8 protein-coding genes are annotated in these 12,098 nt (G+C 68.9%); 3 read left to right on the top strand and 5 right to left on the bottom strand.

What is annotated here, in order from left to right; translation table 11 throughout:
- Window positions 1-155: 155 nt before the first annotated feature.
- Window positions 156-3,110: a DEAD/DEAH box helicase gene (locus ACP59X_RS23460; protein ID WP_428563229.1), complete on the bottom strand. Its 2,955-nt coding sequence runs from the start codon at window positions 3,108-3,110 to the stop codon at window positions 156-158.
- 311 nt (window positions 3,111-3,421) lie between these two features.
- Here ACP59X_RS23460 and ACP59X_RS23455 point away from each other — a divergent pair, with 311 nt between their 5' ends.
- Both ACP59X_RS23455 and ACP59X_RS23450 read left to right on the top strand, forming a co-directional pair.
- The gene (locus tag ACP59X_RS23455; protein WP_428563227.1) at window positions 3,422-5,044 is read left to right on the top strand and encodes a diguanylate cyclase; all 1,623 of its coding nucleotides are present in this window, start codon (window positions 3,422-3,424) and stop codon (window positions 5,042-5,044) included.
- Window positions 5,045-5,059: 15 nt separating this feature from the next.
- Window positions 5,060-5,944 carry a DUF429 domain-containing protein gene (locus ACP59X_RS23450; protein ID WP_428563225.1) on the top strand — a complete coding sequence of 295 codons (885 nt, stop codon included), beginning with the start codon at window positions 5,060-5,062 and terminating at the stop codon, window positions 5,942-5,944.
- 12 nt (window positions 5,945-5,956) lie between these two features.
- Here ACP59X_RS23450 and ACP59X_RS23445 read toward each other — a convergent pair whose 3' ends face one another.
- From ACP59X_RS23445 to ACP59X_RS23435, 3 genes are read right to left on the bottom strand one after another with little or no spacing between them, the layout of a single operon-like run.
- A complete protein-coding gene (locus ACP59X_RS23445; protein ID WP_428563223.1) occupies window positions 5,957-7,330 on the bottom strand; it encodes a sigma-54-dependent transcriptional regulator in 1,374 nt (457 codons plus the stop codon).
- Between the two features lie 28 nt (window positions 7,331-7,358).
- On the bottom strand, window positions 7,359-8,807 hold the full coding sequence (locus ACP59X_RS23440; protein ID WP_428563221.1) for a sensor histidine kinase: 1,449 nt from the start codon (window positions 8,805-8,807) through the stop codon (window positions 7,359-7,361).
- A 28-nt stretch (window positions 8,808-8,835) separates the two neighbouring features.
- A complete protein-coding gene (locus ACP59X_RS23435; protein ID WP_428563219.1) occupies window positions 8,836-10,011 on the bottom strand; it encodes a pyridoxal phosphate-dependent aminotransferase in 1,176 nt (391 codons plus the stop codon).
- A gap of 89 nt (window positions 10,012-10,100) precedes the next feature.
- Here ACP59X_RS23435 and sfsA point away from each other — a divergent pair, with 89 nt between their 5' ends.
- Complete coding sequence (sfsA, locus tag ACP59X_RS23430) at window positions 10,101-10,841, top strand: DNA/RNA nuclease SfsA (RefSeq protein ID WP_428563217.1); 741 nt, start codon at window positions 10,101-10,103, stop codon at window positions 10,839-10,841.
- Between the two features lie 42 nt (window positions 10,842-10,883).
- On the opposite strand, the gene ACP59X_RS23425 is transcribed toward sfsA, so the two are convergent.
- Window positions 10,884-12,095 carry an acyltransferase family protein gene (locus tag ACP59X_RS23425; protein WP_428563215.1) on the bottom strand — a complete coding sequence of 404 codons (1,212 nt, stop codon included), beginning with the start codon at window positions 12,093-12,095 and terminating at the stop codon, window positions 10,884-10,886.
- Between the last annotated feature and the right edge of the window lie 3 nt (window positions 12,096-12,098).

Genomic DNA, 12,098 nt, shown 5'->3' with positions numbered 1-12,098 from the left:
GGTTGCATGCCCTTCCCCTACCACACCTTTTCGCCCAGGATAAAGCCTTTCGCCGCCCCCTTCCCCCCTTTGGGGAGGTCCAGGAGGGGATCATCCCCTCCTGGCCGCCGGAGGCATCTTCCCTGCCGTCTCCCGCACGTGTTATCGTTTAAGGGCTAGGCCCACTCCACGGGCAGGCGCACGGTCTTGCCGGCCTTGTTGGCAAAAAGCAGATAGCCGTTGTCGCGGCCGAAGAGGTAGAGGTCGCGGGTGACTTCCACGTCTTTCTTGCAATACGTGATAATCTCGTCCAGGCGCCCTTCCTTCCACCAGGCCAGGGCGTCGAGGCCCGTGGCCGATTTGGGCGTGCCGAGCGTGGCCTTGGCCAGGCCGTCCAGGGACAGGCGGTAGCCCAGGCGGGCGTGGACCTTTTCCAGGATGTCCAGGGTGGGCAGGGCGCGGTGGTCGAAGGGCGCGGCTCCGGCCAGGACCTTGTAGTCGAAGCGGTTGATGTTGAAGCCGACGACGAGGTCGAGGCGGACGAGCGCCTCGTACAGGGCCGGCAGCTCCTCCTGGCGGTAGACGACGTAGTCGTCCAGGCTGGAATCGTAGAGCACGGCCACGGACACGCCCATCTTGTGGGCGTTGCCCCAGCCGCCGACCTCGGCCGCCGCCCGGCGGGTCTCCACGTCCAGCACGCCGAAGCGGGCCGGCGGCGCGGGTTTGGCGGTCCCGAGGCCGGGAAGCAGGTCGCCTTGGGCTGGTTGCGGCGCGGCGCACTCGGGGCGGCAGTCGCCTTGCTCGGGAAATTTTGCGGACACGAGGGTCTCCAGGAGGAAGCGGGCGGCGACCTTGTCGATGGGCCGGTTGCCGGAGCCGCATTTGGGGGAGTGGACGCAGGACGGGCAGCCCGTTTCGCAGGGGCAGCCGGCCACGGCGGCCAGCGTTCGTTCCAGGGCTTCGGCGGCCCGGGAAAAGGCCAGGCGCGTAAGGCCAACGCCGCCCGGCGCGCCGTCGTAGACGAACACGCAAGCCCGGCCGACCTGCGGGTGCAGGGGCGTGGAGATGCCGCCCAGGTCGTTGCGGTCGGTCAGCACCAGCAGCGGCAGGATGCCGATCATGGCGTGCTCCATGGCGTGGATGGCGCCCATGAAGTGAAAAAGCCGCCGGTCGAGCTCGTTTTGCACGTCCTGGGGAATGACCCACCACAGCCCCTCGGTCTCGAAGACCATGGGCGGCAGGTCGAGCGGGACGATGGACAGGAGCTGGCCGCCCCGGTTGGCCCGGCGCTCGTAGCCGGTGACGGTCTCGGTGACCTTGAGGCGCCCCAGGAAGACCGGCACGCCGCGAACCGAGGATTCGCCGAGGACTTCGAGGATTTCCGTGGTCTTCTGGCCCCGGGCCCGGGTGTGGTAGTCGGCCTTGGCCGGGACGACCCGGGCGCGGCGCTCGGGGATGTCCAGGCTTTCGACCAGGTAGGACACGCCCCGGTGGATGTAGACCGCGCCGGGGTGGGTTTCGCGGCAGGCGCGCATCTCGTCGATCTGGCCGATGACGCCGCCGTCGGCCGTTTCGATGGAAAACTGGCCGCCCGAGCCGCGCAGGTTGACGTCGCGCTGCGGCCGCTTGCGGGCGGCGAAGACGCGCCGGCCGTCCTTGTCGCGCAAAAGCAGGCCTTTTTCTTCGAGCCTGGCGATCTCCCGGGCCATGACCGGGGAGACGAAAAGGGGCTCGGCGTCGGCAAGGGGCAGTTCGGCGGCGGCGCACTCCAGGTGCCTGGCGGCGATGGCCGGGTTGTCCGGGTTGATCACGGCCGATTCGGGCGGCCGGTCGAAGAAGTCGGCCGGATGGCGCATGAAGTACTGGTCCAGGGCGTCCTCGCCGGCGATGAGGATCACGGCCGATTCGCGAAGGGCCCGCCCGACCCGGCCGCCGCGCTGCCAGGCCGACATGACCGAGCCGGGATAGCCGCACAGAAGGCACAGGTCCAGGCCCCCGATGTCGATGCCCAGTTCCAGGGCCGAGGTGGAGACCACGGCGAGCAGTTTCCCCGAGGCCATGTCCGCCTCGATGGCCCGGCGCTCCTCGGGCAGAAAGCCGGAGCGGTAGGCCGAGACCCGCGAGGCGTACGGCCCGGCCCGTTCGGCGATCCAGAGGCTTATCAGCTCGGTCATCTTGCGGGACTGGGTGTAGACGATGGTGCGAAGCCCGCGCTTGAGGGCGGCGGCCAGGAGCATGACGGCCGTGGTCGAAGCCGACTGCTCGGGGTTGACGAACAGGAAATGGCGCGGGGCGGTGGGCGCGCCGGAGGCCGTGACCGTGGTCACCGGCAGGCCGGTCAGGCTCTGGGCCAGCTCGCCGGGGTTGCCGATGGTGGCCGAGCAGAAGATGAAGGCCGGGCGCGCCCCGTAGCGGCCGCACACCCGCGACAGCCGCCGGAAGACGTGGGCCATGTGCGAGCCCATCACCCCCCGGTAGGTGTGCATCTCGTCCACCACCACGTGGGACAGGCCGGCGAAGACCGTGCTCCAGGACTCGTGGCCGGGCAGCAGGGCCAGGTGGAGCATCTCGGGGTTGGTAATCAGGATGTGGGGCGGGTTTTCGCGGATCTTGCGCCGAAAGTGCGGGCTGGTGTCGCCGTCGTAGATGGCCGCCGTGGGCCGGCTCGAGGCCGGCAGGTTGGCCGTGAGCTCCTCGATGGCCTTTTTCTGGTCCTGGGCCAGGGCCTTGAGGGGATACAGGAAAATGGCCCGGGAGTCGGGGTTTCTGGCGATCTCCTCCAGCACCGGCAGCAGGTAGGTCAGGGTCTTGCCGCTGGCCGTGGGCGTGGCCACGGCCACGTGGCGGCCGGCGCGGCTTACGTCCGTGGCCGCGGCCTGGTGGGCGTAGAGCTTGTCGATGCCGCGCCCGGCCAGCAGCCCGGCCAGGTGGCGGGGAAAGGGCCGAGCCGGGTCGGCGTAAACGGCCGGGGCGGCCGGCAGCAGGCGGTGGTGGACGACTTGCGGCCCCAGGCGGGCCGAGGCCAGCAGGGCGGAGACGTACTCGGCCACGTCGCCGGGTTCGGGCGTGTCGTGGCCGGCCAGCTCGGGGGACGGCGGTGTCCCGGGGCGATTGTTTTCGGGGGCGGGCATGGTCGTGTATGGCGTGTGGTCGCCACCGTCATCGGTCAAAACGCCGGTTTGCGCAAGAAGGCCGATGCGCCGCGCTGCCGCCGTCGGGCCCTTGGGCGGTCCTGGTCTTCCTGGCGCCTGCTTGGTGGCGTTTCCCGCGCGGTTCGCAGGCGCGCCTGGGTAGGACCGTGAAGAGGGCCGGATCGATTTGACGCGAAAAATGCATTGTAAAATTGGTCGTTTCTCGTTAAGGCCTGATGTATTGCCTCCGCAGGCATCCGCTTCGCGACTGGTCGGCTTACGGATGCGCCCTTTTTGCCCCGGGCTCCCGCATGCGATGGAAACGGTTTCTCGGCCTTGAAACGTTACGTGGAACACTCCGGTTTTACAGCCTGCTCCTGGTGGCGTCTCCCGTCGTGCTCGGCATCTTTTTTTTTCTGCTGTTCGAACGCGAGCAAGTGCTCGGCGTTGCCCTGAACCATTTGACCGCGACGCTTCAGGCCGAACGCAAGGCGGCTTCCGCTTGGATGGAGTCGCGGCTTGGCGACGTTGTGTTCCTTGCCTCCCTTGATGCGGCCCGCGACGGGGATTTGGCGGCCCTGACGCGCATTTTCGAATCCTACAGGCGGACGCACCAATTCGTGACGACCGTGGTCTACGCCACGGCCGAGGGCTACACGGCCGCCGACCCCCTGCGCGGTGGCGGAATCTACGTCGGGGACAGGGACTATTTTTCCAAGGCCCGGGAGGGCCTGACCGACATTACCGCCGTGGAGGCCAGCCGGGGGTCCGGGGGGCCCATTTGCATCGTCTCGGCGCCGGTTGCGGACCGGCAAGGGCGGTTCGTCGGGGTTATCTTCATGCCCGTGGAGATGGACTCCCTGAGCCAACTCCTGGGCATGTCGGACGACCTGGAGGCGGGGGGGCGGGTGTTTCTGGCCACCGCCGAGGGCCGCGTCCTGTCCGGGGCGGGACCGGAGGCCGGGCAGGGGGCGGCGCGCATCTCCCCGGACGTGCTTCGGGAAAACGGGGAGGGCAGCGTGTATGCCGGGCCAAGGGGCCAGGAGATGATCGGCGCGACCGTTCCCTTGGGCGTGCGCGACTGGATGCTGGTGCGTCAGGCCCCCACGGCCGAGGTCCTGGCCGGATACCGGCGGCAGATGGTCTGGGTGGGGGCCGGCGCCCTGGCGACGATATTGGTGCTGACGCCTTTTTTGCTGCGGTTTTTGCGCCGGGTGGAGCGGCCGCTTTTGTTTCTGGCCCGGTATGCCCGGCAGTTGCGGGCCACGGATTACAAGATGGACTGCCCACCGCCCGTCCAGGGAACCATGCCCCGGGAACTGGCGGAGCTTTCCGAGGCGTTTTGCACCATGGCCGACGAGGTTCGAAGCCATGTGGCGGAAGCGCAGCGGCAAAGCGTGGAGGATGCGCTGACGGGCCTTTTCAACCGCAGGTTCCTGTTTTCCGGGGGCGCGAAACTGCTGGATGCCGCCGCCCGGGCTGGCCGGCCGTGCGCCTGCCTCATGCTCGACTTGGACTATTTCAAGAATATCAACGATACCCACGGTCATCGCGCCGGGGATCGGGTGCTGGCGCACCTGGGCCGGGTGCTTTCGGCCAGCGTGCGCAAGTCGGACCTGGTGGCGCGCTATGGCGGCGAGGAGTTCGCCGTGCTGCTCACCGGCGCCGACGCGGCCCAGGGGGCGGAGCTGGCCGAGCGCATCCGGGTCGCCCTGGTCCGCGAGCCCTGCCGCGTCGACGACGTGTTCTTGCCGGTGACGGCGAGCTTCGGCGTGGCCGAGGTCCGCCAACTGGTGGAATTCGGCGAAAATCCCCTGGAAGACCTGCTCGCCCGGGCGGACAAGGCGCTGTATGCCGCCAAGGCCGCCGGCCGCGACCGGGTGGTGGTGGATAAAGAGCCCGGCTCGAGGGCGACCCGGCCGGACGGCGGGTAGGAAAAGGGGAAGCGCATGGCGGCGGTACTTGGCCTGGACGTGGCCTGGACCCCGGGCGGATCGAGCGGCGCGGCCCTGGCGGCCCGGCTGGGCCACGGATGGCAATGCCTGGCCGTGGCGCCGGGCTACGGCCTTTTTTGCGACCTGGCCCACGGGCGGCTGGCCGCAGGCGACCAGTGGCCGGACCAGGCCGGGCGCGGGCCGGCCGGAAGCGGGGTGAGGCATGTCCGGCCACAGGGCGGCGAGGCCGACGTACCGGCCTTGCTGGCCGCCTGCCGGGCGCTGCTGGCCGGGGCCGGCCGTGCCGGCGAGGTGACCGTCGTGGCCGTGGACATGCCCCTTTCGCCCACGCCGCTTCCGGGGCGACGGGTTGCGGACAACGAGGCTTCGCGGGCCTTGGGCCGCTACGGCTGCGCCGTCCACAGCCCGACCGAAGGGCGGCCCGGCGCTCTCGGCGCGGCCCTCACCAACGGGTTTCTCGCTCAGGGCTTTCCGTTGGCCGTTGGCGGCGGCGATCATCCCAAGCCGGCGCTCCTCGAAGTCTATCCCCACGCGGAGCTTGTCGGCCTGCAACGCGAGGTCGGGGGCGTTGCCCGCAACGCCCTTTGGCGCTGCGCCTACAAGGCCTCGCGCTCCTTGCGCTATTGGCCGGATGTGCCCAAGGACGGGCGCATCGCGTTTTTGCTGCACAATTTCGAGGTGATCCGCGACATGCTCGGGCAGGTGCTGGGGCTGCCGGCCCTTCCCCTGCCGCCGGGGACGACCCTGGCCGGGCTCAAGCCCTACGAGGACTGTCTGGACGCCCTGGCCTGCTGCGCCACGGGCATCCGCTACCTGGAAGGCCGGGCCAGGGCGCTCGGCGACGCGGACGGCGCGATCTGGGTTCCCGACGGGATTTGAGGCCGGACCGGCCTAATGCCCGGTCAGCTTGTACTTCTTGAGCTTGTATTGCAGCAGGCTCTTGGAAATGCCGAGCATCTCCGCCGCCTTGACCTGGACGAGGTTGGTGCGGGCCAGCGCCCGGCGAATGAGCGCCGCCTCGATCTTCTCCAGGGTTTCGTTGAGGTTGATGGTGACCGGCAGCAGGTCCACGGCGGATTTGTACTGGCTCTCCTCGTCGCGGATTTCGCTGGGCAGGTCCTCCACCACCACCACGTCGCTGCTGGCCAGCACCACGCAACGCTCCACCACGTTTTGCAACTGGCGCACGTTGCCCGGCCATTCGTAGGCCGTGAGGTACTCCATGGCCTCGGGGGAAAAGCCCTTGAAGGCCTTGTTGTTTTCTCCGGAATAGCGCTCCAGGAAATGGGCGGCCAGGATCGGGATGTCCTCGCGGCGTTCGCGCAGCGGCGGCGTTTCGATGTGGACCACGTTGAGGCGGTAGTAGAGGTCCTCGCGAAACGTGCCGGCGGAGACGGCCTCGGTCAGGTTGCGGTTGGTGGCGGCCAGGATGCGGATGTCCACGTCGATGGGGTCGGCCCCGCCCACGCGCTCGAACTTGCGCTCCTGGAGCACGCGCAGGAGCTTCACCTGGATCTCGGGGGACAGCTCGCCGATTTCGTCGAGGAAGATGGTGCCGCCGTGGGCCATTTCGAAGCGGCCGCGCTTGCGGGCCACCGCGCCGGTAAAAGACCCCTTCTCGTGGCCGAACAGTTCCGATTCGAGCACCCCCGAGGCCAGGGCCATGCAGTTGACGGAGATAAAGGGCGCGTCCTTGCGCGGCGAGGCGTAGTGGATGGCCTTGGCCAGCAGTTCCTTGCCCGTGCCGGACTCGCCGGTAATGAGCACCGTGGACTTGGTGGGCGCGGCCTTGCCCACCATTTCCAGCACCCGCTGCATGGCCTTGCCCCGGCCGATGATGTTGTCCGAAGAGAAGCGGTCCTCCAGGGACTGGCGCAACAGCATGTTTTCGCGCTGGGCGGCGGCGAAGCGGGCGGCTTTTTCGACCGTCAGCAGCAGCTCGTCATTGGCGAACGGCTTGGCGATGTAGTCGAAGGCCCCGATGCGCATGGCCTCGACCGCGCCCTCGATGCTGCCGAAGGCGGTCATGATGATGACCGGGATGTAGGGGTAGTTGCGCTTGACGTGCTCGAGCACCTGCTGGCCCGTGACCTTGGGCATCTTCATGTCCGTGATGACCACGTCCACTTCGGACTCGTCGAGGAAGGCCAGGCCCGTTTCCGGGTCGTCCAGGGCGGTGATGGCGTAGCCGGCGTCCCCGAGCATGGCTTCGAGGATGAGCAGGTAGTTTTTTTCGTCGTCGAGTATGAGGATCTGGCTTGGCATGGCGTCGTCCGGGAAAGGGATTTAGAGGCTAGGCCGGCTGAAAGGTCATGACCACCCGGGCGCCGCCCTCGGGGACGTTCTCCAGGGCCAGGGTCGCGCCGTGGCTTTCCAGGATGTTGCGCACGATGGCCAGGCCCAGGCCCGTGCCGGCGTCTTTCGTGGTGAAAAAGGGGTCCAGCAGCCGGTCCTTGTTTTCCGGGCAAAAACCCGGGCCGGTGTCGGTGACGGTGAGGACCACCGCCTCCGGCCCGGCCGTGGCCGCCACGGCGATGGCCGGCGGCCGGGCCTTGGCCTTGTCCTCGGCCAGGGCGTCCAGGGCGTTGGAGACGATGTTGTACACGGCCCGGTAGAGCAGGTCCTTGTCGCCGCGCACCGCAAGCCCCGGGCCGTAGCCCCGGGTTATGGCCACGCCCTGGTCCTCGCATTTCTGCTCGAGGAACGTCAGGGCCTGGTCGCACACGAGGCTTAAGTCCACTTCGTCCTGGCGCGGGGCCTTGGGCCGGGCGTAGTCCAGAAAATCGCCCACGACCTTGGACAGGCGCTTGGATTCGTCGAAAATGGCCCCGAGCAGCCTGGCGTTGACGCCGTCGGTGTCCTTGTTGCGCTTTAAAAGCAGCTCGGCCGTGGAGCGGATGATGCCCAGGGGATTGCGGATCTCGTGGGCGATGCCGGCCACCATGCGGCCCATGCCGGCCAGCTTTTCCTGCTGCTGGAGCTCGCGTTCGAGCTGTTCGCGCTCGGCGATGCGCTGGGCGTTGATGCGCCCGGCGCGGCTTATGATCACGCGCAGGATCAAAAAGAGCACCAGCGAGGAACTGAGGGTGGTGGCGATGATGATGCGCTGGAAATCCACGACCTTCTGGTAGTCGTCGGTGATGTCCTGGGTGAATTCCAGCACGCCCATGATGAACCCTTGCGGGTTGCCCGGCACCAGCGAGCGTTCGGTGCGCAGGGGGTAGATGGTGCGCAGCGTCACTGCCCCGGGTTTGGGGCTGAAGTCGAAGATGCCGCCGAACATGCCCGTGCGGCTGACGACCTGGAAGCTCGAGGTGCCCTGCTCCAGGGCCTCCAGGATGGCCGTGCCGGCGTAGCCCGTCTGGCCCACCAGCTCCTTGTCCGTGGAAAACGACACCCGCTTGTCGAAGTCGTAGATGCGCACTTCGCTGACGTGGAAGCTGTGGATGGTGGAGAGCACCGTCTTTTCCAGCCGGTCGTACTGGGCCGGCTGGGACAGCTCCACCCGGCCGAAGCCGATGACCGTGGGCAGGGTGAAGCGCTGGTAGATCTGGTGGTTGAGGTTCTCGGCCAGAAGCAGGGCGAATTCCTTCTGCTTGGTCAGCACGTCCTGCCGGGCGTAGTTGGACAGGAAAATCGACAGGAACAGGTTGACCAGAAGGATCAGGGCCAGGGAACTCCAGGACAGGAACTTGACCAGCCCCAGGTATTGCGCTCCGTCCGAGCGGTCGGACCTTTTCACGCGTCGTTCCCCGGCCCTCGATCGGGCCTTACAGCCTGCCCAGGAAATCGCCGACGGCGGTGAGGGCCTTTTCCAGGGTGGCGTCGTCGGTGGCGTAGGAAAAGCGCAGGCAGCGGTCCTCGCCGAAGGCCACGCCCGGCACGGCGGCCACGCCGGCCTCGGTCAGAAGCGCCTCGGACAGGGCCGTGGAATTGGGCACGGCCTCGGTGTAGTAGCCCGACAGGCAGGGGAAGAGGTAGAAGGCGCCGTCGGGCGTGGGGCACACGGCCCGCTTCCAGGTGGCGATGATGGAAAGGGCCAGGTCGCGGCGGCGCTTGAAGGCCTGGCGCATGTCCTCCACGCAATCCAGCGGCCCGGTCAGGGCGGCGATGGCCGCTTTCTGGGCGATGGAGCAGATATTGGAGGTGGACTGGCTTTGCAGGGTGGACATGGCCCGGATGAGGCTCGGGTGGGCCAGGGCGTAGCCCACGCGCCAGCCGGTCATGGCGAAGCTCTTGGACAGGCCGCCGACCACGGCCACATGGTCGGGATGGAGCGTGAAGCAGCCGGCCATGGAGGCGGGCTTGGCCGGCTCGTAGACCAGGCGGTCGTAGATTTCGTCGGAGACGATGACGATGTCGCGGGAAACGGCCCAGTCCATGATGGCGTCCAGGGCGGCGGCGGTGTAGTGGGCGCCGGTGGGGTTGGAGGGCGAATTGAGGATGAGCGCCTTGGTGGCCGGGGTGGCCGCCCGCTCCAAATCCTCGACGCCGACCAGGAAGCCGGACTCCGGCGAGCTCGGCACGGGCACGGGCGTGGCCCCGGCCAGGCGCACCATGTCCGGGTAGCTCACCCAGTAGGGCGCCGGCACCAGGACTTCCTCGCCGGGGTTGAGCAGGGCCATGAACAGGGTGTAGAGGGCCTGCTTGCCGCCGTTGGTGGCGATGACCGCCTCCTTGGGCGCGGGCACGCCGTAGAGGTTTTTATAGTAGCCGGTCACGGCCTCGCGCAGGGTATGGATGCCCGGCACCGGGGTGTAGCGGGTGAAGTTGTCGTCGATGGCCTTTTTGGCGGCGTCCTTGATGTGTTGGGGCGTGTTGAAGTCGGGTTCGCCGGCCGAGAGGTCGAGGATGGCCTTGCCCTGGCGGCGCAGGTCGGCGGCCTTGGCGGCCATGCCGAGGGTAGCCGACGGGGCGACGAGACGCATACGAAGGGCGGTGCGCATGGCCCGGAATCCTTGCGTTGGGGTTTGACGGACGGCCGTGGGCACACGGCCGTCTAGTACGATAGCGCGGATTGCGCCAAAGGTAAATCATGGTTCACCGGTCGGCTGTTTCCGTCACGCTGCCCCTGGCCGGGCCGCTCGTCACGGCCCGTTTCCTGCGCCGCCGGCAACGCTTTCTCATCGACGTGGACGGCGAGGGCGGGCCGTTTACCGCCCACGCCAACAACACCGGCTCCATGCTCGGGCTCCTGCGCCCGGGGCGCCTGGTCGGGCTGTCCGTTTCCGACAACCCCGCCCGCAAGCTGGCCCACACCCTGGAGATGGTCCGGCTGCCGGACTACCGGGGCGATTTCTGGGTCGGGGTCAACACGCTCACCCCCAACCGGCTCTTTCGCCGGGCCTTTGGGGCCGGGGCCTTCGCCGACCTGGCCGGCTACGACGCCATCCGGCCCGAACCGGCCTTTGCCGGCGGCCGGCTGGATTTCGCCCTGTCCGGCCCGGCCGGGGCCTGCTTCGTCGAGTGCAAGAATGTCACCATGGTCGAGGACGGCGCGGCCGCCTTTCCCGACGCGGCCACGGTGCGCGGCTGCAAGCATCTGGTGGAGCTGACGCGGCTGGCCAGGGAGGGGGTTTCCCGGGCGGCGCTCTTTTTTTGCGTCCAGCGGCCGGACGGCGGCTGCTTCGCCCCGGCGGCGGTCGTCGATCCGGACTATGCCGCCCTTTTCGAAGCCGCCGTGGCCGCCGGGGTGCTGGTGCTGGCCTACCGGGCCGAAGCCTCGCCCCAGGGCATCACCCTTGGCGAACGCCTGCCCCTGGCCAAACGGTACTAGGCCGCCGCCCCGTCAGGAAGCCGGGCGTATTTGCCCGGAAAATTACTGCTTCGGGCGTGTGCCGCGCCACGCGGCCGGCGCGTTTCCGGGCGTGCGGCCCGAGGCCCCGGGCCTGCCCCAGGCCAGGATGCGCCGGGCGGCCGGCCCTTCCACCAGGTGCGACAGAGCCAACCCAGCCGCCGTGGTCGCGGCCAGCCCGGCCGCAACGGCCAGGGGCCACAGGCCGGGGAAAGCCTTGGCCAGGGCCGTCCAGGGCTCCAGGGTGAAGGGCTGGAGCAGGTAGATTGACAGGCTGGCTCCGGCGATGGCCTTGCACGTGCGCCGATTCGCGAAGGCCGGCGGCCGGGCGGCCAGGGCCAGGCAGGCGGCGGCCAGAAACGGCGCGTAAAGGGCGTTGTTGGCCGCAACCGACAGGAAAAACCAGGCCCCGGGAAAGGGCGCCGCCACAAGCCCGGCCAGCCCGGCCACGGCCGCCACGCCAAGCCAGGCCGGCCCCCGCGCCCCGGTGAGGAACAACCGGGCCGTGGCCATGCCGCAGACGAACTCGAACACCCGCAGATACGGGTTGGTGTAGGTCAGCCACTGGAAAAAAAGCCCGGCCAGGTCGGCCGTGGCCGCGGCGTAGCCCGGGTGGCGCCCCAGGACCCAGGCGAAAAGGGCCGGCCAGGACCGGGCGATCCAGGCGACGGCCGCCAGGGGCACGGCCACGGCGGCAAGCCCGGCCCACAGCGCGGCCCACCGGCTCGGCAAGGCGCCGATGGGCCGGCGCAACAGCGGAAAAACCAGGTAGAAGAACACTTCCGTGCTGACGGCCCAGCCGATGGGAAAAAGCGCCGGCACGTCCGGGGCGAAAAACCAGGTCTGGGTCAGGCTCAGGCAGGCGGCCAAGCTCCCCGGATGGGCGGAGACGATCGCGGGCTCGCGCACCAGGAGCACGGCCAGGCTGGCCAGGGCGAGCAGGCCGTAGACCGGGTAGACCCGGGCCAGCCGGGCCAGGGCGAACCGGCCCGGGCCAAAGGGCGGCCGGCCCGGCCCCGGGGCGTGGCTGTAGAAGAGCACGAAGCCCGACAGCACGAAGAAAGCGGACAGCCCCAGCTGCGTCAGTCGGGCGAGACTCGCGCAAAGCGCGGCGGGAAAGGTGGCCAGGGGGGCGATCCAGGACAGGGCGTGGCCGGTCAGTACGATCAGGGCGGCCAGGGCGCGAAATCCCCCCAGCCCGGTCAGAAAGGCCGGCTTGCCGCGCTGCGCTTCCATCGG

The sequence above is a fragment of the Solidesulfovibrio sp. DCME genome (assembly GCF_049995385.1).
Lineage (GTDB): Bacteria > Desulfobacterota > Desulfovibrionia > Desulfovibrionales > Desulfovibrionaceae > Solidesulfovibrio.
Note: the sequence above shows the minus strand (reverse complement) of the source record. Positions and strands in the feature narration are given on the sequence as shown.

What these genes read in the sequence shown, in the direction of transcription:
- sfsA (WP_428563217.1), top strand. Translation starts at nt 10,101, where the DNA reads ATGGTTCACCGGTCGGCTGTTTCCGTCACGCTGCCCCTGGCCGGGCCG.
- ACP59X_RS23450 (WP_428563225.1), top strand. Translation starts at nt 5,060, where the DNA reads ATGGCGGCGGTACTTGGCCTGGACGTGGCCTGGACCCCGGGCGGATCG.
- ACP59X_RS23425 (WP_428563215.1), bottom strand. Translation starts at nt 12,095, where the DNA reads ATGGAAGCGCAGCGCGGCAAGCCGGCCTTTCTGACCGGGCTGGGGGGA.
- ACP59X_RS23455 (WP_428563227.1), top strand. Translation starts at nt 3,422, where the DNA reads ATGCGATGGAAACGGTTTCTCGGCCTTGAAACGTTACGTGGAACACTC.
- ACP59X_RS23460 (WP_428563229.1), bottom strand. Translation starts at nt 3,110, where the DNA reads ATGCCCGCCCCCGAAAACAATCGCCCCGGGACACCGCCGTCCCCCGAG.
- ACP59X_RS23445 (WP_428563223.1), bottom strand. Translation starts at nt 7,330, where the DNA reads ATGCCAAGCCAGATCCTCATACTCGACGACGAAAAAAACTACCTGCTC.
- ACP59X_RS23435 (WP_428563219.1), bottom strand. Translation starts at nt 10,011, where the DNA reads ATGCGCACCGCCCTTCGTATGCGTCTCGTCGCCCCGTCGGCTACCCTC.